At 68.5% G+C, this 22,958-nt stretch carries 19 protein-coding genes and 6 pseudogenes; 15 read left to right on the top strand and 10 right to left on the bottom strand.

Translation table 11 applies throughout. The features are described 5' to 3' along the window. Positions 1 to 1,484 (top strand): beta-N-acetylglucosaminidase domain-containing protein (locus AB0915_RS30300; protein WP_366694117.1); only part of this gene is annotated, 1,484 nt, incomplete at its 5' end. Between the two features lie 1,063 nt (positions 1,485 to 2,547). Here the strand turns inward: AB0915_RS30300 and AB0915_RS30295 are convergent. After that, positions 2,548 to 2,838, bottom strand: coding sequence for an integrase core domain-containing protein (locus AB0915_RS30295; protein ID WP_366694116.1), 291 nt, complete (start codon positions 2,836 to 2,838; stop codon positions 2,548 to 2,550). A 51-nt stretch (positions 2,839 to 2,889) separates the two neighbouring features. After that, positions 2,890 to 3,153 carry a hypothetical protein gene (locus tag AB0915_RS30290; protein ID WP_366694121.1) on the bottom strand — a complete coding sequence of 88 codons (264 nt, stop codon included), beginning with the start codon at positions 3,151 to 3,153 and terminating at the stop codon, positions 2,890 to 2,892. A 15-nt stretch (positions 3,154 to 3,168) separates the two neighbouring features. Here AB0915_RS30290 and AB0915_RS30285 point away from each other — a divergent pair. Then, positions 3,169 to 3,612: pseudogene (locus tag AB0915_RS30285) on the top strand (LysR substrate-binding domain-containing protein); the annotation flags it as partial. Between the two features lie 267 nt (positions 3,613 to 3,879). Here the strand turns inward: AB0915_RS30285 and AB0915_RS30280 are convergent. Then, on the bottom strand, positions 3,880 to 5,400 hold the full coding sequence (locus AB0915_RS30280) for an alpha/beta fold hydrolase (protein ID WP_366694115.1): 1,521 nt from the start codon (positions 5,398 to 5,400) through the stop codon (positions 3,880 to 3,882). 242 nt (positions 5,401 to 5,642) lie between these two features. Between AB0915_RS30280 and AB0915_RS30275 the strand changes: the two are divergent. The 3 genes and pseudogenes from AB0915_RS30275 to AB0915_RS30265 all read left to right on the top strand — a co-directional run. Next, positions 5,643 to 6,368, top strand: a pseudogene (locus tag AB0915_RS30275) (conjugal transfer protein TraA); the annotation flags it as partial. A gap of 149 nt (positions 6,369 to 6,517) precedes the next feature. Next, positions 6,518 to 8,071, top strand: coding sequence for an alpha/beta hydrolase (locus AB0915_RS30270; protein ID WP_366694114.1), 1,554 nt, complete (start codon positions 6,518 to 6,520; stop codon positions 8,069 to 8,071). 331 nt (positions 8,072 to 8,402) lie between these two features. Next, positions 8,403 to 9,512 (top strand): IS630 family transposase, encoded by a 1,110-nt coding sequence (locus tag AB0915_RS30265; protein WP_366694113.1) that lies wholly within the window; start codon positions 8,403 to 8,405, stop codon positions 9,510 to 9,512. 72 nt (positions 9,513 to 9,584) lie between these two features. On the opposite strand, the gene AB0915_RS30260 is transcribed toward AB0915_RS30265, so the two are convergent. After that, positions 9,585 to 9,962, bottom strand: a complete 378-nt coding sequence (locus tag AB0915_RS30260) for a nuclear transport factor 2 family protein (protein WP_366694112.1) — start codon at positions 9,960 to 9,962, stop codon at positions 9,585 to 9,587. 182 nt (positions 9,963 to 10,144) lie between these two features. On the opposite strand from AB0915_RS30260, the gene AB0915_RS30255 reads away from it, so the two are divergent. The 3 genes from AB0915_RS30255 to AB0915_RS30245 all read left to right on the top strand — a co-directional run bounded on the left by AB0915_RS30255 (position 10,145) and on the right by AB0915_RS30245 (position 12,193). Beyond that, complete coding sequence (locus AB0915_RS30255; protein ID WP_366694111.1) at positions 10,145 to 10,726, top strand: AAA family ATPase; 582 nt, start codon at positions 10,145 to 10,147, stop codon at positions 10,724 to 10,726. Between the two features lie 7 nt (positions 10,727 to 10,733). Then, positions 10,734 to 11,611 (top strand): IS5 family transposase gene (locus tag AB0915_RS30250; RefSeq protein ID WP_366694110.1). Its coding sequence is split into 2 segments (ribosomal slippage): positions 10,734 to 11,126 and positions 11,129 to 11,611, totalling 876 coding nucleotides; the frame shifts between segments, so codons are not numbered across the junction. Positions 11,612 to 11,623: 12 nt separating this feature from the next. Further along, positions 11,624 to 12,193: an IS3 family transposase gene (locus tag AB0915_RS30245; protein WP_366694120.1), complete on the top strand. Its 570-nt coding sequence runs from the start codon at positions 11,624 to 11,626 to the stop codon at positions 12,191 to 12,193. Positions 12,194 to 12,556: 363 nt separating this feature from the next. On the opposite strand, the gene AB0915_RS30240 is transcribed toward AB0915_RS30245, so the two are convergent. Both AB0915_RS30240 and AB0915_RS30235 read right to left on the bottom strand, forming a co-directional pair. Beyond that, entirely contained in the window at positions 12,557 to 13,024 is a 468-nt protein-coding gene (locus tag AB0915_RS30240) for a hypothetical protein (RefSeq protein WP_366694109.1), read from the bottom strand. 93 nt (positions 13,025 to 13,117) lie between these two features. After that, positions 13,118 to 13,468, bottom strand: a complete 351-nt coding sequence (locus AB0915_RS30235; RefSeq protein WP_366694108.1) for a hypothetical protein — start codon at positions 13,466 to 13,468, stop codon at positions 13,118 to 13,120. A gap of 329 nt (positions 13,469 to 13,797) precedes the next feature. Between AB0915_RS30235 and AB0915_RS30230 the strand changes: the two genes are divergently transcribed. The 3 genes and pseudogenes from AB0915_RS30230 to AB0915_RS30220 all read left to right on the top strand — a co-directional run bounded on the left by AB0915_RS30230 (position 13,798) and on the right by AB0915_RS30220 (position 15,236). After that, complete coding sequence (locus AB0915_RS30230; protein ID WP_366694107.1) at positions 13,798 to 14,493, top strand: type 1 glutamine amidotransferase domain-containing protein; 696 nt, start codon at positions 13,798 to 13,800, stop codon at positions 14,491 to 14,493. A gap of 109 nt (positions 14,494 to 14,602) precedes the next feature. Next, positions 14,603 to 14,800: pseudogene (locus AB0915_RS30225) on the top strand (GPR1/FUN34/YaaH family transporter); the annotation flags it as partial. 28 nt (positions 14,801 to 14,828) lie between these two features. Further along, on the top strand, positions 14,829 to 15,236 hold the full coding sequence (locus AB0915_RS30220; RefSeq protein ID WP_366694119.1) for a GPR1/FUN34/YaaH family transporter: 408 nt from the start codon (positions 14,829 to 14,831) through the stop codon (positions 15,234 to 15,236). Positions 15,237 to 15,573: 337 nt separating this feature from the next. Here the strand turns inward: AB0915_RS30220 and AB0915_RS30215 are convergent, their stop codons facing one another. Both AB0915_RS30215 and AB0915_RS30210 read right to left on the bottom strand, forming a co-directional pair. Then, complete coding sequence (locus tag AB0915_RS30215) at positions 15,574 to 15,777, bottom strand: DUF418 domain-containing protein (RefSeq protein ID WP_366694106.1); 204 nt, start codon at positions 15,775 to 15,777, stop codon at positions 15,574 to 15,576. Then, positions 15,768 to 16,412, bottom strand: a complete 645-nt coding sequence (locus tag AB0915_RS30210; RefSeq protein ID WP_366694105.1) for a hypothetical protein — start codon at positions 16,410 to 16,412, stop codon at positions 15,768 to 15,770. Before AB0915_RS30210 ends, AB0915_RS30215 begins: the two co-directional genes overlap by 10 nt. 331 nt (positions 16,413 to 16,743) lie before the next feature. Between AB0915_RS30210 and mobF the strand changes: the two are divergent. Further along, positions 16,744 to 17,383 (top strand): annotated as a pseudogene (mobF, locus tag AB0915_RS30205) (MobF family relaxase). A gap of 385 nt (positions 17,384 to 17,768) precedes the next feature. Then, positions 17,769 to 18,992, top strand: a complete 1,224-nt coding sequence (locus tag AB0915_RS30200; protein WP_366694104.1) for an MFS transporter — start codon at positions 17,769 to 17,771, stop codon at positions 18,990 to 18,992. 78 nt (positions 18,993 to 19,070) lie between these two features. Here the strand turns inward: AB0915_RS30200 and AB0915_RS30195 are convergent. Both AB0915_RS30195 and AB0915_RS30190 read right to left on the bottom strand, forming a co-directional pair. Further along, a pseudogene (locus AB0915_RS30195) lies at positions 19,071 to 19,292 on the bottom strand (methyltransferase, FxLD system); the annotation flags it as partial. A gap of 228 nt (positions 19,293 to 19,520) precedes the next feature. Next, positions 19,521 to 21,383, bottom strand: a complete 1,863-nt coding sequence (locus tag AB0915_RS30190) for a CocE/NonD family hydrolase (RefSeq protein WP_366694103.1) — start codon at positions 21,381 to 21,383, stop codon at positions 19,521 to 19,523. A gap of 249 nt (positions 21,384 to 21,632) precedes the next feature. Here AB0915_RS30190 and AB0915_RS30185 point away from each other — a divergent pair. Both AB0915_RS30185 and AB0915_RS30180 read left to right on the top strand, forming a co-directional pair. Continuing rightward, positions 21,633 to 21,836, top strand: a pseudogene (locus AB0915_RS30185) (alpha/beta hydrolase); the annotation flags it as partial. A 22-nt stretch (positions 21,837 to 21,858) separates the two neighbouring features. Then, the gene (locus tag AB0915_RS30180) at positions 21,859 to 22,392 is read left to right on the top strand and encodes a TetR/AcrR family transcriptional regulator (RefSeq protein ID WP_366694118.1); all 534 of its coding nucleotides are present in this window, start codon (positions 21,859 to 21,861) and stop codon (positions 22,390 to 22,392) included. The last annotated feature ends 566 nt before the right edge of the window (positions 22,393 to 22,958 follow it).

Raw genomic sequence — 22,958 nt, 5'->3', positions numbered from 1 at the left:
GCTCATATTGCTCTTCTTGCTCACTGCCTGTAACTGCTTCCTCCGGGACCTTCCGTCCCAGTATCAGGCTGTCCAGGTCAAAGGGGGAGCTTCACAATGACCTCGAGCGGAACTTCATCGCCACCCACGAGGACGCCCGCCCCCTCCAGATGGTGCCGACCGAGTACGGCGACCTGACCGACACCAGCTACAAGCAGACGATGCGGGCCACCCTCGACCCCGCGGTCGTGGTCATGTGGACCGGCACCGACGTCGTACCGCCCGCGATTACCAACGAGCAGGCCGACGGCGCATCCAAACTCTTCGGCCGCAAGGTCTTCGTCTGGGACAACTACCCGGTCAACGACTACGGCAACACCAGTGGCCGACTGCTGCTCGCCCCCTACGACAAGCGCGAGACGGGACTCTCCGAGCACCTCACCGGAATCGTCGCCAACCCGATGAACCAGCCGTACGCCAGCAAGATCGCGGTCTTCGGCGCCGCGGAATTCACCTGGAATGACAAGGCGTACGACGCGAAGGCGAGCTGGGCGCGTGCCATGGCCTACCTCGCGGGCGGTGACCGCCGGGCCACCGACGCGCTGCTCGTCTTCGCCGACCTGGAACACCTGGCCCCGACCTTCGGCACCACCCCCTGGCAGTCCCAGGCACCCGAACTCGCCGGCCGGATAGCCGAGTTCTGGAAGGCATGGGACGCGGGCGACCGCACCAATTCTGTCAAGACACTGCGCACCTACGCGAACGAAATCGAGGACGCCCCGGCCACCATCCGCGCCGGATCGGTGGAGCAGGGCTTCGCCGCCGATGCCAAGCCCTGGCTGGACGCCACCCAGCTGTGGGGCATGTCGATGGTGAAGACACTGGACGCGCTCGCAGCCCGGCAGGCCGGTGACAAGGAGAAGGCCGAGGCGCTGCTCGCCGACTCCGAGGCTCTGCAGAAGCAGGCCCGGGCCGTACGGGTCGATCCGGCGCGCAACACATGGGGCAAGGTCCAGCCCAAGGTCGGCGACGGGGTACTCGACTCCTTCCTCATCCAGGCGGACATCCGGCTTCAACTGTGGGATGCCGCGGGCGGCTCGGAGAACCTCGCGCTGAAGGGCACGGCGAGCGCATCCAGCGTCGAGCAGAACCTCGACCGGCTCTCGGCCCGGTACGTCAACGATGGTCAGCTCGGCACCCGTTGGGCATCCGGCTACAGCGACAACGAGTGGGTCCAGGTGAAGCTCGCCGCCCCCGCCGAGGTCGCAGCGGTAACCCTCGCCTGGGAGGGGGCCTGCGCGACGGAGTACCAGATCCAGACTTCCCTGGACGGGACTAACTGGAGCGTGGCGGCCACCCAGCACCCCGACAGCTGCGGCAATGACGTGATCAAGATCAACTCCGGCGGTGCGGTGCAGTATGTCCGAATGCAGGGCGTTGAGCGGAAGACGACCTGGGGCTACTCGGTCTACGAGATGGGCATCTACGGCTCGCCGGCGGCGTGATCCGGCGGTAGCCGCCAAGGCGTAGTCAAGAGGCAGGAGGGCGGTACGTCCGAGGCGGACCGCCCTTGACTCACGCCGCAGCCTGGGAGGCGGCTTAGAGTGCCCGGCAGTAGGCTTCGCGGCGTCGCGGGGCCGGCGCACGCACCTCGCGGCGTTGTCGTCAATCACCAACGCTCCGCGTTGGCTCAATCCTCCGCCTTGCGATGCACGCACTCCAGCCCCGCTCCTTCATCCACGCTGCCTACTGCCGGGCACTCTTATGCCCCCTTCTTTCGGGGAACCTCTACGGGCTCGAGCAGCACCTGCAGCATGGGGCGGTACCCCGCGCCCCCGACCTCCACCGCCGCGCATTGCACCAAGGGCGGCCACGGATCCCGAACAAACCCGCAGCGATCACTGCGGGCGTCCCACATGCGTCGATGGTTTCCCTGCGTGGACGCACGTAACATGGCATGAATTGTTGGGATAGGCCAGATGGCGAGCGAAATCGGCTCTTGGGTCGGGCCTTTGCCAAGGGCTGGGCCTGTGGGCACGACGCAGGATGCAGATCGGCGGTGCTCGGAGTATCTCAATTACGTCGGAGCGTGGCCTGGCATTCACTGACACGGCGTTTGCCGCGGTGTACCTGCTGGACGCAGAGGGCGAGCTACGGTCGGCCGAGGAGGTCAGCATGTCCAGCACCCGGTACGGGCTTGCGAAGCAATACACCCAGGCCGACCGGTCGCCTGTCTTCGATGCCTTTGTTACTGGTTGTCCGAAGTGGTTCGGACCTGGGCAACCGGTCCTGTGAGCCGAGGGCGATCCGGCGAGGCCGTCGGCCGACGTCTCCTTGGGTGTGCTGCCGCTCGGATCGGACGGTCGATGGCTGGGCTGTCTGGTGGTCGTGGACGAACGGGGCGGCGGCTTCGATCGCGTGCGGTGCGGCCTCCTGGAGTTGTATGCCCGGCAGCTCGCGGCGCGGCTCGAGGAGGCCGACGCGCGGGAGACCGGCACGACCGCCGGCTCCGAGGGGCAGGGGCCTGTACTACTTCCGAAACTCAGTGACCAGGTCTCACCTGGTGGTTCACGCTGCGGCTTTGTACTCGTTGATCAGCCCACCGAGAACGGGTATCCGGCGGGTCCGCCCCGCCCGGACCGGGAACGGGGTCACGTTCGGGTCGTCGTCGGGGGCGCGCAGGCTCAGTCCGGCGCCTTGATGGCTGCGCCCGCCGTTGTAGTGAGCGACGTAGTAGTCAAGGACCGTGCGCAGGTGGCGCTCGCCGCCGATGAGCATCCGGTCGGTGCACTCGGCGCGGACGGTGCGCACGAACCGCTCGGCGATCGCGTTCATCTGCGGTGCGCGTCCCGGAGCCATCGGGAGCGAGGTCGGTTCTCGCCTGCGGAGCAGGCGCGCCACCTGGGATCGTCATGCGGCGTGTTCGGCGCACAGGCAGCCGACGCCCTTCTCGATCCATTCCTGGCCGGCCCACTCCGGGTGTCGGTCGATCAAGAGCGCCCGGACCTCGGCCACGATCTCGCTCTCGCCCATCGCGGAGTCGCGGCGACGCCAGGTCTCGTCGCGCAGCTCGCGCAGATAGTCGCGGACGTCGGCGAGCACCTTCGGGCCGCCGACGGCGCCGTGGCCGGGAACGACCACCCGATGGCCGTCGGCCGCCAGCCGTTCCATCACCGTCAGCCATCGGACGCCGGAGACGTCGGTGTCGTGCGGCGGGCACCGTTCGACGAAACCGGCCTGACCGTGCACGGGCTGCGCGCCGACCCCGTCGGCGCGGTGCTGCGCACCGACGACCCCCTCGCCTGCCGTACGCGCCTGGAGCTGGCCGACCTGGCCGGTCGGCGCTGGTTCCGGTTCCCTGACGGCACCGACCGGCAGTGGTGGTCGTACTGGAACGGCGGCGAGCCGCGCGAGGGGCCGGTGGTACGGGCCGTCCAGGAATGCCGACAGGCCGTGCTCTGGAACGCCACGGTCGGCATCACCCCCCTCGGGCACGAGATGCCCGAGGGCCTGACCGCAGTGCCGCTGGCCGACATGGCACCGAGCCGCGTGGTGGCGGTGTGGAACGAGGACGACACGAACCCGCTGATCCCCTCGTTCGTCCGCATCGCGACAGCCACCCATCGCCACTGAACCCCTCCCAGGGCGAGACCGGACGGCGCATGGCACGAGAAACGCTCCTCAACAGTCCGTTGACGTGGGGCTGCGGCGGCGGGCGGGACGTGCAGACCATCCTTGGGCACGCGCACCTGAGCAGCCATCCGGCGACAGACGATAACGCCACGCCTGGAGCCGACATGGTCGGCTCCAGGCGCCTCTCACGAACTGGTGCGGGGAAGCCGCCTGGCTCACAGGCGCCCGCCTTCGGCCGCCGTCGGCCGGTGTGCCATCCCTTTGCGATCAGTTCTTCGCGGCGGGGGTACAGCGGCTCCCGGCGCTCGGGAGTTTCCGCTCCGTGAGGTAGTCGTCCACGGCGTCGCGTGTGCAGTCACTGCGTCCGTAGACGCTGTGACCCGCGCCCTCGTACGGCAGCAGGACGGTCGTCCTGCGCGTCTGCCGGTGCACATTGGTCGCCCACGCGTAGTTGTTCGCCGGATCGTGCAGCGAATGCAGCATGAGGATCTCGGGTGCCTCGGTGATGCGCAGGCGGTGCTGCGGGTTGTTCACCTTGTTCGGCCAGCCGACGCATCCGGCCACCGCCGCGTGTACGCGTGGTGAGCCGCGTAGGTGCGGTGCGGCCCGTAGTTCGGCTTCGGTCAGACTGGCGTACTCCCGGTAGTTCTTCGGCCGGAACCGCCAGTCCTGGCAGAACACCGCGTAGAACGGTTCCGCGCGCGTCTGCTCCTCTGCTCCCTGCGGTGTCCGTGGTTGAGGCTGCTGAGTTCGCCGCCGTTCCTTCGGTTCCTGTTCCCGCGCGTCGAGGCCGGCCACATAGGTGGCCAGCTCGTCCCAGTCCGGGCCGTAGAAGTACTTCTTGAAGGACTTGAGCGCGATCGCGTTCGCGGTGAGAACCTGGTCAGGGCTCTCCGGATCGTGTATCCCCCCTTTGTCCGCCCTGGCGAGCAGGTCGTCCCATACGGCAGTGACGTCCCGGCCGTGCAGGGCGCACGAGCTGGTGGACTCACACCACTTCACGAACCGGTGGAACGAGTCCTCCGCTGTGGCCGCCGAGGAGACGAGGAACTCCCGGACGCCGAGGCTGTGGTCGATGTTCGCGGTGAGGGCCATGGTCCGGATCCGGTCGCCGTACCGCTCCGCGTACTGCTCGCCGATCAGCGTGCCATAGGAGTGGCCGAAGTAGTTGATCTTCTTCTCGCCCAGCGACCTGCGGATCGCGTCCATGTCCCGGACGACGCTCAGGGTGTCGGCGTGGTCGAAGACCGGACCACTGTGCCGTCGGCAGTCCTGGCGTAGTGCCCGGTTGTACTTGGCGAGTTGATCGAACTCCGTCTGGTCACGGGGGTAGGCCGACGGCGCTCGGTCCAGCAACTCCGCTGAGCACTTGACCGGTTGGCTGCCTCCGACACCCCGTGGGTCGAACCCGACAATGTCGAACCTCTCCTGAACGTCCGCGCTGAAGTGGGACGTGGCACGCCGTACGGCGAAGTCCACCCCCGAATCGCCCGGTCCACCCGGGTTGACCAGCAGCACGCCGACCCGGCGATCCGGATCGGTCGCCTTGCGGCGGGCCACCGCGAGATCGAACTTCTCAGCCGACGGACGGGCCCAGTCGACGGGCAGGCGCAGGGTCCCGCATTCCGCTGCGGCGTCCTGGGGGCATGGTTTCCAGTCGATGGCATCCTGTGTCGTCGGGCTTCTGCCGGGACGGCCGGCATCCGCCGCCTCCACGCCTGGCGTCGACGCTCCGGCGAGTACTCCAGCGGCGAGCACTCCGGTGAGCGCCCTGAAGAGCGGTTGCATGAAGTCCTTTCCGTGGTCTTACAAAATGGATCACGGGGTTGCCCCCTGGTCGAACGTGACAGCGTGCCAACCGGGTCACAACCGCGCGAGACGGGAATCAGGGAAGGCACCGGGACGTGGTCAGGGTTGTCCTCCGGGTGGCGTCTCAGGGGTTGCCCCCCGCCCCCCCGAGTCTTCCCTGGACTTGGTGCAGCCCGGCCAGGGGCCAGACCGTGTCGATCCGACGTCATCAACCGTCTGGGGAGCGGGCGCGGGCGGCGGCTGCGGTGGTGTGGGCCCGGGTGCGGCCGGTGGTCGGCGTCGTCCTGGCGGCCGTGGACACTGTCGCCGTGGTGTACGTAATGCGCGGCGCGTTCACGCGTCGGCACCTGCTCGCCGAAGCCCGACGTCACCTCGCCTACGCCCTGCGCGGCCGACCTCACCAGCCGGGCCTGGACGAACAGATCGTGCAGGCGGTGGTCGACGACTACATCCGCCCCCTCGGGCGGGGCCGGATGATGACCGCCGGCCTGCGCGCCCTGGACCCGCGCGACACCGAGGACCAGGCCGTGCTGCGCCCGCTGCCCCGTAAGCGGTCCGCGCCCCCGTACGAGCGGGTCCGCCTCGCTGCCGGCGCCCTGGCCGCCCGGGTCAACGCAGCGCGACGTGCGGAGCGCCTGGGCTCCCGGCCGTACGCCGTCGCCGTGCCTGCCGCATCGAGGTCGCACCCGCGGCCGTTCCACACCGGCCGGAGGGCCGGCCGCCTTCTGGAGCAGCAGTCCGGCGTCGACGTCGACACGGTGGAGCAGTCCCGCCGGACCTTCGAAGCAGCCGCCCGGTTGGCCGCCAGGCTCCAGGACGGCATGCGGGAGCGCGCCGTCGCCCGCGGCCCCCGGCCACAGCCCGCCCCGGTGACGGCCTCGCCGCCGCACACCCAGCAGCCCGGCGTCCAGCACACGCCGGGCCGGACCGCAGGAGGAGTCGCGTGAGCACGGGGCGGTCTAAATTTCTGGGCACTCTCGCGAGCCGTGCTGTCGGAGGCGGCTTGTACCCTGCACTCATTCGACGATCGGACGATCACGGGTACGGGCATGCGGGCACGGGGCGGGCGTCCAAGGGCGGGAGCGCGGGGATTTCGATGAGTGACACACATCCGATACGAAGCCGCAGACCGGGCCTCTCGGTCGGTGCGCGCATCATCGCCGGGGTCGTCCTCGCCGCGATCGGGGCCGTCGGCGCCTGGCTCCAGCACGACGCTTCCGGCCGGAGTGCGGAGCCGCGTACGGAGTTCACCGCGAACAACCCGCCCGCCGGTCTGCCCACCGCGCTCACCACCGGCCAGCACCTCCACTGGTCCCGCTGCACCTCGCCGCCCACCGCGCGCACGGGCTACGACTGCGCCGCCATGAAGGCCCCCCTCGGCTACCGGAAACCAGACGGCAGGACGATCGACGTCGCCCTGATCCGCCGCAAGGCCACGGGCCCGAACGCCCGGCGCATCGGCTCGCTCGTCCTCAACTTCGGCGGCCCCGGCGTGTCCGGCGTGATCGGACTGCCCGAACTCCTCAACCAGTACAAGCCGCTCCTCGACCGCTACGACCTGGTCTCCTTCGACCCGCGCGGCGTTGGCGCGACCATCCCTGTGCGCTGCGGGAAGACCGCGGACGACACCGGCTACGACGGGGCCGACGCCTGCGCCGAGCACTCCGGGGCGCTCCTCCCGTACATCGGCACCTCGCACACCGCGCGCGACCTCGACCTGATGCGCTACCTCCTCGGCGACGAGCGGCTGCACTACTTCGGCGTCTCGTACGGAACGGCGCTCGGCGCGGTCTACGCCCACCTGTACCCGTCGCACGTCGGACGGCTCGTCCTCGAAGCGTCCGTCGATCCGACCGAGGACCTCGACGAGAAGCAGGTGTCGCAGGTCAAGGCGGTCCAGGCGGCGTTCGACCGGTTCGCTGCGCACTGCGCGGCCCGTATCCGCCACTGCCCGACCGGCGACGGGCCCGAGGAGGCCGCGCGACGCATGGCGCGCCTGGCCGACCGCCTGGAGAAGAAGCCCGCCCCGGCCGGCGGCGGAAGGCACCTCGACGCCGACGACCTCGCGTACGCCGTCAGCGACCATCTCGACCTCGGCACAGACGGCTGGTCGCCGCTCGCCAAGGCCCTCACCACGCTGATCGACCACAACGACGGCCGTCCGCTGAGCAAAGGCGCGGACGACATCGGCTCCGCCGACCGCGCGGCGACCCCGCGCGACAGCAGCCGCGCCGCCCAGACCGCGATCACCTGCGCGGACTCCAGCCTGCGCCCCGGCTTCGAACGCCTCGACAGGGACGAGGCCCGCATCAAAGCCGCCTCACCCGTCTTCGGTGCGGCCTGGTCCACCGGCGTCTACCTCTGTTACGACTGGCCGTTCGACGGCGAGCGCGCCACGCCCCAGGTGAACGCCGACGGTGCGGCCCCCGTCCTAGTGGTCGGCGGCACCGGCGACCCGACTACCCCATACCCCGGCGCCCGCCACATGGCCCGCGCCCTGGGCGACGGTGTCGGCGTGCTCCTGACGGCCGAGGAGGAGGGCCACGGCACATACCCGCAGAACCGCTGCGTCACGGAGGCGGTCGACCAATACCTCCGCACGGGCCGCACCCCGGCCCCGGGGACGGTGTGCCGGGGCAGCATGTCCTGACGCCCGTAATGATCCGCCGGGCGGCCGTCAGCACACCGGTTCGCTCGCAGGGGCCCCGGGCGTGCACCACCACACCGCCCAGTCCGAGACCGCCTTCGGGTGGGTGCCGGGTCGATCGCCTGGGGCATGATCGTCGACGGATACCGCCCCGATCGCCTCGACGAAGTTTCTGCAGCTCAGTGGCTTGGATATGGAATGTAGCGTCTGCAACAAGTGTGGTGCAGGCGGACTCACCCTTTTCCTCCCTGGTGCTGTGACCGCGTAGGTTCGCCGGGTTGGTGGTCGTGACGGTTGGATGTGCGGTGACGTCCATTCGACCGCTGGAGGCGCGGTGGCTGAGCCTGTCCGTGTACGCAGATTGACCGACAAGGAGGGGCAGAAGCTGAAGCAGATCGTGCGCCGGGGCAGCACGAGTTCGGTGCGTTACCGGCGGGCGATGATGCTGCTCGCTTCGGCGGGCGGAAACCGGGTGCCGGTGATCGCCCAGCTGGTCCAGGCCGATGAGGACACCGTGCGCGACGTGATCCACCGCTTCAACGAGATCGGCCTGGCCTGCCTGGATCCTCAGTGGGCGGGAGGCCGTCCCCGCCTGCTCACCCCTGACGACGAGGACTTCGCCACCACCCGCCCCACCAGGCTCGGCCAGCCCTTCACCCGCTGGTCGATCCGCAAACTCGCCGCCTACCTGCGGGAAGTGCACGGACGTGTCATCCGCATCGGCCGTGAAGCCTTACGGTGCCTGCTCCGGCGCCGCGGCATCACCTTCCAGCGCACCAAGATATGGAAGGAATCACCCGACCCTCATCGCGACGCCAAGCTCGACCGGATCGAGCAGGTTCTGGGCCGCTTCCCGGACCGGGTCTTCGCCCTCGACGAGTTCGGGCCGTTGGGGATCCGGCCCACCGCAGGCTCCTGCTGGGCGAAGCAGGGCAAGCCAAACCGGCTGCCGGCGACCTACCGCCGCACCCACGGCGTCACCTACTTCCACGGCTGCTACTCCGTGGGCGACGACCGCCTGTGGGGCGTCAACCGCCGCCGCAAGGGCACCGCCAACACCCTGGCCGCGCTGAAGTCGATCCGCGCCGCCCGGCCCGACGGCGCCCCGATCTACATCATCCTGGACAACCTCTCCGCCCACACCGGCGCCGACATCCGTCGCTGGGCGAAGAAGAACAAGGTCGAGCTGTGCTTCACCTCGACCTACGCATCCTGGGCCAACCCGATCGAGGCCCACTTCGGCCCCCTGCGGCGGTTCACCCTGGCCAACTCCCACCACCGCAGCCACCCCACGCAAACCCAGGCACTGCACCGCTACCTGCGCTGGCGCAACGCCAACGCCCGCCACCCCGACGTACTTGCCGCCCAACGCAAGGAACGCGCCCGCATCCGCAGCGAGAAGGGCACCCGCTGGGGCGGACGCCCCCTCAACGCCGCAGCCTGACCGACCGCGAACCGCAGCCCCGGAGTGCCGAAAGAGACAAGTTCACGAGAAGGACAGCGACAGAAGGACGACTCAGGAGGCGGACGGCTCGATCTCCCCCGCAAAGACGATGACCTGGTCGATGAGGCTCCGCCGCAGATGGACGACGTCCGTTCCCGCCAGGCGGGGGCCTCCATCCGGCGTGGTGAATACCCACTGGTACCGGGCCCACTCGTCAGGCATGTCCACGTCTGAGCAGCGCACCATCGTGCCGGTCCCCGCCGGGTGGCGCCGGATGTCCAGCACGAACCGCTCGACCGCCGCGATTCCTTCGCTGCGACCCAACGGTCCCCAGAAGACCACGTCTGAGGTTAGGGCCTGGGAGAGCAGGGCAGTCACATAGCTGTCGTCCGAGGCGTTAAACGCGGAGATGAACGTGTCGATCGCGGAGCGTGCCGTCTCTTCCTGCATGCCCCAGTAATACCAGCCGTTGCGCGTGCGCTCGTCCCGCGAGCCGCCTTCCGATCACGGTGGACCATCCCGGTCACAGCACTAGGGCGTGTGTTGAAAGTGGATCAAGCGGTCGCCAACTCGGCGAATCAGGGGCAGTAGGTACCCTCAAGGACCTGATCGTTTGCGCTTGGAGGAGTCGTATGAGCTTGGATCTGGTGCCCGTCGACCGCGAGCCGGCTGCCGGGGCTGTCCTGCTGACCGGCATCCCGGGGAGTGGGAAGTCGACGGTGGCCACTGCGCTGGCCAGCCGGTTCCGGATGGCGGCCCATATCGAGGTGGACGCACTCCAGCAGATGATCGTCAGCGGTGGGCAATGGCCCTCACCGGCCGCGAACGCGGAAGCCGACCGGCAGATTTTCCTGCGGGCCCGCAACGCGTGCCTTCTGGCGGACAGCTTCGCGCGGGCCGGTTTCATCCCGGTGCTCGATGATGTCGTGGTCCGTCGTTCCCACCTTGACTTCTACCGCACGACGCTGGCGGCCGTGCCGCTCCACATCGTCATCCTGGCTCCCGGCCCGGCAGAGGCATGGCGGCGCAACCAAGCTCGGGAGAAGGCCCTGGCCACGGACTGGTCGCCACTGGATGAGGCGATGCGCTCCGAGCTCGCGCAGCAGGGAATCTGGATCGACAACGCTGCGCAGTCGGTTGAAGAGACGGTTGAAGTGATCCTTTCTGTGACTGGTCTGGCGTCCAGTTCTGAAGTCGATCAGTCTCTGCGATGATCGCCCGGTGGCGCGCGGAGACCTGACGGATACCCAGTGGGATCGGCTGGCGCCGTTGTTGCAGGGAGGCAAGAAGCCGGGACGTCCACCGAAATGGACGAGACGGCAGCTGATCGACGGCATACGGTTTCGGACCCGCACTGGCGTCCCGTGGCGAGATGTCCCAGAGCGGTACGGGCCCTGGGGCCGGGTGTACGACTTGTTCCGCCGCTGGCAGCGGGACGGGACCTGGCAGAGCATCCGTGCCGAACTACAGGTCCAGGCGGATGCCCAGGAACTCATCACCTGGGACATCAATGTCGACTCCACCGTATGCCGGGCCCACCAGCACGCCGCCGGCGCGCGGAAAAGGGGGATCTGCAAAAGGAGCCGCCCGGCGGTGTCGGCACGGCGGAGCCGGACGACCACGGCCTTGGACGCTCGCGCGGCGGTCTGACGACCAAGCTGCATCTGGCCGTCGAGCAGGGCCAGAAGCCGATGTCGATCGTGATCACTGCCGGACAGCGAGGGGACTCTCCGCAGTTCGAACCCGTCCTGGAGAAGATCCGCGTCTCCCGTCCCGGTCCGGGCAGGCCACGCACCCGTCCGAATCGGGTCCGCGCCGACAAGGCGTACGCCTCCCGAAAGAACCGCGCCTACCTGCGCAGGCGCGGTATCCGCTGCACGATTCCAGATAAGGCGGACCAGGCCCGGAACCGCAAGAACCTCGGCTCGCACGGTGGTCGGCCGCCGAAGTTCGACAAGATCGACTACCGCGAACGCCACGCGGTTGAGTGCGCCATCAACCGCCTCAAGCGACACCGGGCCGTGGCCACGAGGTATGACAAGCTTGCGGTCCGATACGAAGCGACCGTCCTCATCGCAGCCATCAATGAGTGGCTGTGACCAGCACATTCGATACACGCCCTAGCCCGCTCCTCCTACTACGCCTGGCGCGATGGCGAGGCCGCCCGCCGCAAGCGCCAGGCGGCCGACGACGTGCTCGCGCACGAGATCACCGTGCTGCACATCGCCTCCCGAAAGACCTATGGCGTCCCGCGCATCCACGCCGAACTGCGGCGCCTGGGGCAGCGGGTGAACCGCAAGCGCATCGCCCGCATCATGCGCGAACGCGACATCCGCGGCGTCACCCGGCGCAAGCACCGCTCGCTGACCCGGCCGGACAAGAAGGCGAAGCCGGCCCCGGACCTCATCGGCCGCGACTTCCATGCCGAGCTCCCCGGCACCAAGCTGGTCGGCGACATCACCTGCCTGCCCACCACCGAGGGCTGGCTTTACCTCGCCTGCTGGCTGGACCTGGCCACCCGCGAGGTCGTCGGCTATGCCATGGCCGACCACCACCGCGCCGAACTCGTCGTCGACGCTCTCGACATGGCCCACGGCCGCAGCGGACTGGAGCCCGGCCGCGACAACCGTGACCTGGAACTGACCTCGCCCGCCCTCCGAGCGCCCTCAACCGCACCCTGAGGCAGCACCGCAGCCGCGAGGATTTGTCACGCAACCGAGAATCCGGAGTCATGTCATCCGCTTGAGAACGGGCCGGAGGCGCTGGTCGCGTGGTCGATCAGATGACATCGACGCTGAGAACCTACAGCCTGCAGGGTCTCAAATTTCGTGTCGGAATCTCACAGCTGGTGCCGGATGGAAGTCGGATCCGACGTGGCGCTGAGACATGCAGTGTCCTGTCGCAGCGCAGCTGGCAGACTCTCACTCGGTCTCATCCGTGTTGTCGGATTCTCACCATTTCGCGCGCCAAGTGAAGTGAACATTATCCGGGTGATCTTGACTGCTGTCAGCGCCTACCACCTGATCTTGTTCGGTCCCGCGAGGCTACTGCTGATGGGCGGCCGGTCGCGCGAGAGTGAGTCCGCTCCACCGCTCCAGTTCGCCCGCGTGGCTGCCGACCGCCGTCGTCTGGGCGACCGCTGCGGCTTCCGTCGGTGTCGGCTCACCATGGCGGGAGAGCAGCGCCAGTGGCCAGGCTGGAGTGCCCGACCGCTCACCGTCGAAGGGGTGCCAGTCCCAGGCCGCATCGAACTGCCAGGCGCGCTCGTTCCGGTCGGCAACCTCATCACCCGGTTCGAGGAAGGCGTACGGACGGAAGAACAGCTCTATGCGTATCGGTTCACTGCCGGCCGGATCAATCGTGTAGCCCTGGTCCTCAGGGTCAGGGTCGTGGGTCTGACCCTGCCGCAGAACCTCGACGTAGGGCGCGGGCCGCGGCAGCATGCCGGTGACCAGGGGCGGATCGAAGCGATGGACCGCCTGGACGTGCACCACGGTCGCGGGGATTCCCACCAGGCAGGTATCGCCCGGCTTCAATGGCTGGGACTCCGATTACGGCCGTTCCCCCGGCCGACCTGCAAGGAGCAACCTCGGCAAGCGGAGTGGTCACCGACTGTGATCGCCGGGGGCGTATCGGCTCCAGGTGCCGCCGGCTTCGGTGACCAGGCGGGTGGCGGTCTTGTCGTGGTAGCCGAGGGCCTTCGCGATAACGGGGGCCGGGGCTTGAAGGACGAGCTGGCGGATCGCGGAGGTCCTGCCGCGCTGCGGAGGGACGCCGATCTCGCGCAGGTGGACCTGGAGGCTGACCGGATTCATCGGCTGCACGGGGCCGCGGTCCTCGGGGACGAGGACCTCCAGCTCCTCGAGGAGCGCGGGCACCAGGATGAAGCGGGCGGTGTGGTACTTCATGGCGGTCTTCCCGCCGCGGGTGCGGCAGGGGCCCCGCCGGAGCTTCACATTTCGGACAGTCGGAACTTATACCGCGATTGCGGCTTGATCGGGCGTCAAATCCACCCGGACAGCCTGTCAGAACCGTCTCGCACAACACGCCGGCTTTGAGGGGTTCTGCGAACGGCGACCTGCGGATTCGTGATCGGCTCCGGGCTGTTCGCAGAACTCGCGCAACTGGTCATTTGCGAGGATTGACCGTTCCGGTGGGTCTCGCCCTCGCCGCGGCAGTCGCAGTGCGCGACAGTGATGGCGGGCTTAGTGTCCGAAGAGTAATGAGGCTGCCCAATGGTTCGAATCCCCGTGACGCAGGTCAGGGCTGAGAGGAGCGTTGCGCTGTGGCGAAGGTGCTTTTCATCGTGAGCGGGGCGAGTTTCTGGGTGCTGAAGGACGGCACGAGGCATGCCACGGGTTACTGGGCCGAGGAGTTCGCGAACCCGTACAAGATCCTCACCGATGCCGGGCACGAGGTGGTGGTGGCCACTCCGAAGGGGGTGATTCCGACCGTCGACATGATGAGCCTGCGCCCGGCTTTCGCGGGTGGTGAGGACGGGGCACTGGGGTTGGAGAACATCATCCGCGACGCCGAGGTGATGCGCCGTCCTCTCAAGCTCTCGGACGTGCGCCTCGAGGACTACGACGCGGTCTACCTGCCGGGCGGTCACGGCCCGATGGCGGACCTCGCGTTCGACGCCGACGCAGGACGCCTGCTGACCGCGCAGCTGAACTCGGGCAAGCCGCTGGCGATCGTATGCCACGCCCCGGCCGCCATGCTGTCCACCCGGATCCACGGCGTCTCGCCGTTCAAGGGCTACAAGGTCACGGCATTCACCAACGACGAGGAAGAGGGCGTCGGACTCGCCCCCCGCGCACCGTGGCTGCTGGAGACCGATCTGAGGGAGAAGGCCGGGGTCGACTTCAGTCGCGGCCCGAACTGGGAGCCGTTCATGGTCGAAGACCGCAACCTCATCACCGGGCAGAACCCGCACTCGGCCGGCGTCCTGGGCAAACGGCTGCTCGAAGTCCTCGCGTAGCGGTGCCATTCCTCGCAGCCTGCCCCGATTGGCGACCAACGTGTCGCAATCATCGTCATCCGCACCGGCGGCCTCGCCGCCCGGGCTCTCGGCGCCCGGCCCGGCGCCGATGGGCCTCATCGTGTTCAGCATGGCGAACCTCATCTCGAGCTTCTTCAGCGCCGGCATCGACCAGGCCCTCGCTCCGGCCGCGTTCCCGCTCGAGTTCTTCGTGGGGGGCCTGGTCCAGATGATCGCCGGCATCGTCGAGTTCAGGCAGGGCAGCAGGCTCGGCGCCACCACCTGCACAACGCTAGGCGCGTTCTGGCTGTGCTTCGTGACCTACAGCAAGTTTCATCGTCGCTACCCTGCCCGCCGGAGAGGCCCACACAGCAACAGGTCTGTTCCTCCTCCCATGGGCCGTGGTCCTCCTCGTACTCACCCTTGCCGCGCTGAGAACCACCGGCGTCCTCCTGGCGGCGTTCGTCACCACAACGATCAACCTCTCCGTCCTCACGGCAGGCGCGTTTGTCCAGTCCACCGCGCTGATCAGGGTCGGCAGCGTCCTTGGCTTCCTCACCGCCGCGCTCGGCCTGTACGGCGCGTTCGCGGGTCTCGTCAACGGCACCTGGGGACGGCACCTGATCCCGACGTACCCCGACCCCGGCAAACGTCTCGAGCCCCTTGCCCGCAACAAGGCGCGCCCCACCTCGGTCACCTCGTCCGCCGGAGAGCAAAGTATGGCCGCCGAGCTCTTCACATGAACGCGGCGGACACCTTTCGGGCCAACGCGAGGTCCGGGTTGCGCCGCCGGTCGCAGCTCTCTGCGCCGGAGACGCCGCCCGGCGGCACCGGTGGCCTAGGCAGGACCGACGGCGCGCAGTCCACGCTGTGGGACAGCAGGACGGGTGCCGTGGGCCTGCGCGTGCCGAACTGCCCACGATCGTGTTCCAGGGGGCACGCTTGAGGCGCTCGGTCAGCGGGCGTCCGTCCACGGTTAGGAAGCGGGACTGCAGGAACGGGTATTTGGCGAGGGCCTGCGTCGTGCACCAGTTGTCCCGCAGGTCGCTCGTCACCGCTTCCCGTAGGCCGGTTCTGCGCTCAGCGGATATACCGGGCGAGGCCCGTCGCTTTGGTCATCAGCCATTCGAGTGGTCCGCGCTGCTGGAAGCGCGACCAAACGGTCGCGAACACCATGGCGGCCGCGATGAAGCCGAGCAGGACGTGCAGGGGCGACCCGGGCAGTCCCTCGATGCCCAGGAACCGGATGGCGACGAGGTGGAAGACGTACGCGGTCAGCGACATGGAACCGACTGCGATAACCGGCCGGGCCAGGGACTGGAGCGCGGGAGGGCGTCTGTCGCGGCCAGACACGCGGTCACGGCCATGATCGCCACGCCGGTGTTGCCCAGGATCGACAGGGTGGTCTCACTGTGCGGGGAGGCAGCCAGCAGCCAGGCGGGGGTGTCCCCGGACGGATAACCCGCAGTGTCAGACCACCACGCGCTCGTTCCACCCCCGGTCGCCGCCGACGTGCTGATGGCGTCGGCGGCGCCGGGAAAGACGTGCAGCGCCAGCCAGGAGCCTCCGTAGCCGGTGATCATGAGGGCTGCACCCGTGAAGGCCAGACGTGTCCGGACAGCGGTGGCAGCCAGGTCCAGGCGGGCCACGGCCATGCCGGCGATCACGAACGGGATCCAGGTCAGGGCCGGGTAGGTGCCGGTGAAGAGCAGCGAGACGATGCCGTCGGGCTCACCGGGCGAGCGGACGGCACTGTCGCCGATCGCCTGCTGCACCACGTAGAGCACCTGGGGCAGGACGAGGGCCGTTCCCGCGGCGATCGCCGCCAGGGGGCCGGAGCTGAGCCGGTACAGCGGCATTACGAGCAGGAAGTACAAGCCGTAGAAGGCAAGGATCACATCGACCGGGATGCCGCTCACATCTCGCTGAACCAGGAACCCGCCCTCCGGCACCACTTCGCAGGGGAGAAGTGAGAGGCGCAGGGGGCAGGGGCTGAGGGGTGGTCGTCCGTGTAGGGCGGGGCGGTGCTTGTCGGTGGTGCGTGTTCCGTGGTGCTCGTTGGTGCCGTCCGGGCCGTCGCGGGTGGGTGGTGCGAGGTACTGCCGGAGAGCGATGACACTGGCTCGCCTGCCGGGGCCGCTTCCCGCCCGGCGGGCACCTGAGAAGAAAGTTCGGCCGCTGCTCGCGCCTGACGGGACGCTGGAATGATCGGCCTTTTCTTGCAGGTCAGAACCGTGTGGCGTGGCCTGCATGACGATGGATATCGAGCTGATCACCGCCGGGCAGATGTACCGCTACTACATGCGCCAGGTCTTCGTCGGCGACGGCCGCCGCCCGGCCCGCACACCGCTCCGTGAGGCTCAGGAGGAGGCCGGTGTCCCGGCCGGGCGGTGGATGGGCCGCGGCCTCGCCGTGCTCGGTCTGGCGGCGGGGGAGGAGGTCACCGAGCAGCAGCTGCGGAACTTGTTTGGGGAGAGAGGCCGGCACCCGTACGCGGACCGGATCGAGGCCGACCTGCTGGCCAAGGGAAAGTCCCCGAAGGCGGCGTGGAAGGCCGGCGCCCTCGGGCGCCGGGTGAAGGTCACCGGTGTCGACCTCGTCTTCGATCCACCTGTTGTGGGCGCTGGGCGATGGCGAGACCCGCAAGGTGATCGAGGCCGCGCACGAGCGCGCGATCGAGAGGGTGCTGGAGTGGATCGAGGACCAGGTGGCGGTGATCCGGTACGGCAAGGACGGCATCCACCGCGACCGGCCGCCCGGCGGTCTGGTCGCCGCCCGGTTCCGCCACTACGAAGCACGCTCCGGAATGCCGCTGCTCCACCACTCCACCCCGGCCGTTGCCGCCGCAGCACCCGCCGCCTTGGCCCCGCTCTTAGAGGGCGGTTCGTGAGTCTTTGAGAGGTTCTGTCGTCGCCTGATGGTGTGCGCGCGAGCGGAATCTGTTGGTCCGCAGCCGCTGGTCTGCTGGGGCGGCGGGGTGAGTGAACGCATGTCGTACCGCATGGTGACGTCGGCGGTTTCGCCGGGAAGCAGCAAGCCGTCCGAGCACCGCGGTCAGCGGCGCTGCCTCACCCTCGCGCGGAAACGGACATCAACCTATGAACCGCCTTCTCGGCACCAAAGCCCCTGACTGGCAGCCATGTTGCAGAGCGATTCAGCAGGTCTGCGACATCACCCTCGCGTCACAAGAATGATGTCGCAGACCTGCCAGCCCTCACTGCGCGGGGCCTGTTGAACTGATCAGGCAACGACAGGCCCTTCACGGGACGGAATTCATGGCCTCGACAAACACCACCACGTGCCACTCTGGAGGAGTCGGATTACCGACTCGATCTCCCCTGATCGGGTGGCTGGCCGTGAGTTCGGTCATGCTGGGAATCTTCTCGATCGTCACGACCGAGATCCTGCCGATCGGCCTGCTCACCACGATCGGCTCCAGCTTCGCCATCTCCGACGGGATGGCCGGGCTGATGATGACCATGCCCGGACTTCTTGCGGCCATCTCCGCACCCGTGGTCACCGTGGCGACCGCACACATCGACCGCCGTCTGATGCTGTGCGTGTTCATGCTCATGCTGGCCATGGCGAATTTCCTGGCCGCCGCGGCACCCGACTACTGGCTGGTCCTGGTCTCCCGTGTCATCGTCGGCATCGTCATCGGGGGCTTCTGGTCGATCGGTGCCGGATTGGCCGAGCGCCTGGTGCCCGCGGCGTCGGTCGGCCGCGCCACGTCGGTGATCTTCTCCGCAGTGCCGCTGGGCTCCGTGCTCGGTGTACCGGCCGGCACGTTCATCGGGGACTTGGCCGGCTGGCGCACGGCTTTCGTCGTCATGGGTGCCCTCACGGTCGGTGTACTGGCCATGCTGCTCCTGGTCATGCCGCCGCTGCCGCCCAACCGGACGACCCGTCTGAGTGTGCTGCGCGGCATGTTCAAGAGCGTTAACACGCGTTTCGCGCTGCTGTTGACCTTTTTGGCCGTGCTGGCGCACTTCGGGACCTACACCTACGTCACTCCGTTCCTGGAGCAAGTCACCGATGCCAGCTCGCAACTGATCACTGTCTTCCTGTTGGTCTACGGTGCCGCAGGAATCGTCGGCAACTTCCTGGGCGGAGCGGTGGTCACCCGCTATCCCCGAGCCACCTTCGGTCTCGCCGCCGGCATGATCGCAACCGTCACCTTGCTGCTGCCGGTCCTGGGGTGCTGGCAGATCGGCGCCGTCGCCCTGTTGATCGTCTGGGGCGTTGCCTATGGTGCCGTCCCCGTCTCCTCCCAGACGTGGTTCGCCATGGCAACCCCCGACGCGCCCGAGGCAGCGTCGGTGCTGTTCACTGCTTCCTTCCAGGTGACGATCTCACTCGGCGCGGTGGCCGGTGGTGTCATCGTGGACCGAACCTCCCCGTCCACGGTCATGACGCTCGGCAGCCTTGTCGCCGTGCTCATGGTCGTGGCCGCATGGGCACACTTCGCCCGCCGTCTGACATGGCCGGACAACACCTGACGGCTCGTAGAGACGCCTGTTGAGACGATGGTGCCCGCCAGCGCACGGCCGACCGACACCGTTTGCTGCGCGGGGGCGTCACTCCCAGTCGACGACGATCCGGTTCAGTGGGGTCTCGATAGCGAAGTGGCCAGCGCGCTGCTCGATCGCAGGGGCGTCGAGGGGCTGGATCTCGAAGCCGGCGTCACGGCCACGGTACTCGCGTTCCCAGGTACGCAGGGCGTTGCCGACTTTCGCGGCCAACTCGTCGCTGCCGGGGATGTGGCCGATGACACCGAACTCCCACCAACACCCGCCCTCTGCACCTGTTGCCGGTCCCGATCAGCGATCCGGAGCAGATCGCTCGCCTCGACATACGCAGAGGTGAACGGCTCGGCGGCGTCCTTCACGAGTACCAACATGTCGCATGACCTGCGCGGATGAGGTTTTCGGCAGGCGCAACCTCACACCCGCCACATAGGCAAGAACGGGGCCGCCCGGCCTACGGCCGGACAACCCCGCCAACAAGATTTTCAGCAGTCTTCCAGGTCATCCGTTCTTTGAGATGCTCAGCGGGAAGGTGGGGGTGCCGACGTTGTTCAGCGTGGTGGTGTTCGCCCTCACGTACGTGTCCAGGTACGGCGAGCGGTCACCCTGGGTCGGTGAGTCGAACCGCGGGTCCTGCACCTCGAGGGCGAGCCGCGCGTCGGAGACCGTGATCGTCTCACCCGAGGGAACGCTCCGCCAGCCGTTTGAGGTGATGGTTCCGATCTGGACCCCCAGCTGGTGCCCTTGCTCGAAGGACCAGTCCGTCGCCTTCAGGGCGAAGGAGGTTGATCCGCCGCTTTCCAGCAGTGCGACGTTCTCGTTGAACATCGTCGCCTTGCCGTCCGGAGCGACGTCCCACAGCCGTACCCACACGTTGCCCTGACCCCTGGTCTTCAGCGTGATCTCCGGGCTGCCCGTGATCCGAACCTGCTCAGCGGCGGGCATGGACCAGGTCCAGTAACTGTTGCCGGGTGCGTCGGCGCTGAGCGCACTCGTCTGGTCAGTCGTCAGCGAGCCGACCTCCGGCGCGTACTCGATGTCCCAGCCTTGAGACTCCGGTGCCGTCATCGGCAGGGCGGCCTTCTGCGCCTTGCCGCCGTCGTCGACGTACTGCCCGGGCGCCAGCCGCACCTTGTACGAGTCGTTGGTCACCGGCCAGGTCGGCTGGGCGCGCCAGTGGCCGAGGCTGTCCTCGAGGGAGAACGCTGGGTCGGCCACCGACGGTTCGATGCCGCGGAGATACTGGTCGTAGAACCGCATCACCTCGTCGAACCAGCCTGCCCGTCCCATCTTGAGCTGGCCCCTGGCATTGGTCTCGTTACCGCGCACGTGTTCCCACTGGCCGATCCAACCGCGTTGCGGACCCTGATGGTTGGCCAGGTACTTCTGCATCTCCTCGGGCTTGGTGTTGTCCTCGATGAAGCCCGACGTGACGAACAGCGGCGTCTGGGATCCGGCGGCGCGGGAGGCAAAATCGCGGGCACGCCAGAAGGGCGACTTCGGGTCGGGGTTCTGGGTGTTGGTGAGGTTGTCGCTCTCGCACTCGGGGTGGTTCTTCTCGTATCCCGCGTTCGCCTTGTAGTGGTCGCCGTCGTCGGCCAGCGGTGCCATCGTCGCGATCGAGTAGTAACCCCGCGGGGTACTGGTCACGTTGGAACGCGGCACCCCGTTGCTGTACAGGTAGTTGTACCTGTTCCACGTCGGTTCTTGGGAAACGATCGCCCGCAGAGGCTTGAGCTTGAGGGTATTGGCCGCCAACCCGGTGTTGGCGTCGTACGACTTGCCGTACATGCCGACCTTGCCAGTCGACCACGACTGGCTCGCTGCCCACTCGACGGCCGCCTTGATGTCAGCCTGCTCCCCCGGGCCGAGAAAGTCCAGGCACCCGGTGCTGCCGCCGAAGCCGCGCAGGTCGACCATCACGAAGGTGTATCCACGCTCCATGAGCCGCGCGCCGTTGATGAAATCCTGAAAGCGCGCCGATGGCCCGACCCGGTCCCACCCCGCGGGAGCAGTCTCCCCCGCGTGGGAGAAATACGGGCCCACCGACAGGATCACCGGCGTCTTCGCATCCGCCGGCAGGTCTGCCGGGCGCAGCACGTCGGCGTGCAGCTCGACCCCGCTGCCGTCCGAGGAAGGGAAGTAGTGCTGCGTCCAGAGCGAGCCCTTCGGGACGCGGTCGTTCTCCTCGTGCGTGACGGGGTCGGTCGTGGTGGCCACCACCTCCGACCGGGCCTGCGCTGCGGTGGCGGACCCGGATGTCGCGCCGGGCGCTGCGGCGGCGGATCCGGCGAGCGTGCCGGTCAACGCGAAGGTGGTGATGACGGCTGAGGCGGCCCAGGCGGCCGCGCGACGTCCTCTCACTTGCTCCTCCTGGAGTTGTCGGTACCGGGCGGTGCAGGTGGCGCTGTCGGACAGCGACCCCGGACCCACCGTCGACGGGTCGACGAAGGGTGGCTGCGCGCAGACGGACGGAATCTGGGTTCCGGGTGCGCGCCGGAGCCGACGGCGAGGCAGCCTATGATCATCATTGGCACGCGTCAACAGGGCGGTACGAGCGACGTGTTGCTGGTGTGGCCGCAGATGTCCCGACCGGCGCTGGTCACGTCGGGCCCGGTCCTGGTTGTGATGGGCACGCTCGACCCCGACTGGGCCGACCCGCACGCCGAGGGCTTGGCGATCGTTGATGCGCTGCCGTCCGGCCTCGGTCGCCTTGAGATGATCGAGGGCGCCAGGCACTACCCGCACGACCAGTTCCCCGACCAGGTGGTTTCGCTCATGCTCGCCTTCCTCCGATCGGACGCCGCTCGTGCCTAGGGCCGGCCTGGACCCGGCGGCCGTGGTCGCGGCCGGTGCCGCCCTCGCCGACGGGGTGGGCCTCGCCAACCTGACGATGGGTTTGCTGGCCGAGCGGGTGGGTGTGCGTACCCCGTCCCTGTACAAGCACGTGGGCGGCCAGGAAGACCTCAACCGGCGCATTGCGACCCTTGCGTTGCGCGAGGTCGCCGACGCCCTCGGCGTCGCGGTCCAGGGGTACGCGGGCCGCGACGCACTGGCGGCCCCGGCACGCGCCTTCCGCGCCTTCGTCCTGGAGCACCCCGGCCGGTACGCCGCGACGATCGGCGTGGAACCGTCCGGCCCGGACGATCCGCTGGCCACCGTGGGCCAGCGGCTGCTCGACGCGTTCACGGCGGTCCTGCGCGGCTACGAGATCGCAGAGTCCGACGTGGACCACGCCCTGCGCATGCTGCGCAGCCTCTGCCACGGCTTCGCCACGTTGCAGTCGGCCAACGGCTTCCAGTGGAGCGCCGACATCGACGAGAGTTTCGAGTGGCTGATCGCCTTTGCCGACCGGGGCCTACGCACTCTTTGAGAATGCTGTGGCCGCCGACCGCTGCGACATCATCGGCGCCTTGGTCTGCCTCGTCGGCATGGCCGTGATCATGTACGTCCCACCGGGCACTGACCCAGCGGACGCGGGAGCATTCCGCAACTTGAGCGGTGGTCAGGATGATGCGCGAGCCAGTGCCGTACGCGGGCTGCCCGCGCCGGTTGGCGCACCGGCCGGTGTGACTGCCAGGTCCGCGCTCGCCCTCACACTCGCACCGCCAACTGGCATGTTCCTTGACGCTCTTGGAGATCTCTGGCGCAGTTGCCTGGGTGCTCTCGTACTCCGCACGGCCAGCTGTGACGACCGCAGTCCGGGTGGGCGGGCGTGGCTGGGCGCGGCGGTACGGCTACCGCCGGCGTGTCGCCGACGCCGCCGAGGGAAGAGCGCGAGGGTGCTCTGGGCGTGTGCCTTCGGCCGCAGTGCGGGTCGACGGGGGTACCTCGCGTCTGCTGCCGGCCCCGCGGGAGTCGACCGGTGCCAGGGGGCCGGCCGACGGACGTGGTCCGTCGGCCGGCCAGGGTCAGTGGTGCAGGACGAGGCGGTCGCTG

This window comes from Streptomyces sp. NPDC048411 (assembly GCF_040704695.1).
Lineage (GTDB): Bacteria > Actinomycetota > Actinomycetes > Streptomycetales > Streptomycetaceae > Streptomyces.
This window is presented reverse-complemented; position numbering and strand designations above follow the sequence as displayed.

What these genes read in the sequence shown, in the direction of transcription:
- AB0915_RS30295 (WP_366694116.1), bottom strand. Translation starts at nt 2,838, where the DNA reads ATGGCTCCGGGACGCGCACCGCAGATGAACGCGATCGCCGAGCGGTTC.
- AB0915_RS30280 (WP_366694115.1), bottom strand. Translation starts at nt 5,400, where the DNA reads ATGCAACCGCTCTTCAGGGCGCTCACCGGAGTGCTCGCCGCTGGAGTA.
- AB0915_RS30270 (WP_366694114.1), top strand. Translation starts at nt 6,518, where the DNA reads ATGAGTGACACACATCCGATACGAAGCCGCAGACCGGGCCTCTCGGTC.
- AB0915_RS30260 (WP_366694112.1), bottom strand. Translation starts at nt 9,962, where the DNA reads ATGCAGGAAGAGACGGCACGCTCCGCGATCGACACGTTCATCTCCGCG.
- AB0915_RS30255 (WP_366694111.1), top strand. Translation starts at nt 10,145, where the DNA reads ATGAGCTTGGATCTGGTGCCCGTCGACCGCGAGCCGGCTGCCGGGGCT.
- AB0915_RS30215 (WP_366694106.1), bottom strand. Translation starts at nt 15,777, where the DNA reads ATGTCGCTGACCGCGTACGTCTTCCACCTCGTCGCCATCCGGTTCCTG.
- AB0915_RS30200 (WP_366694104.1), top strand. Translation starts at nt 17,769, where the DNA reads ATGGCCTCGACAAACACCACCACGTGCCACTCTGGAGGAGTCGGATTA.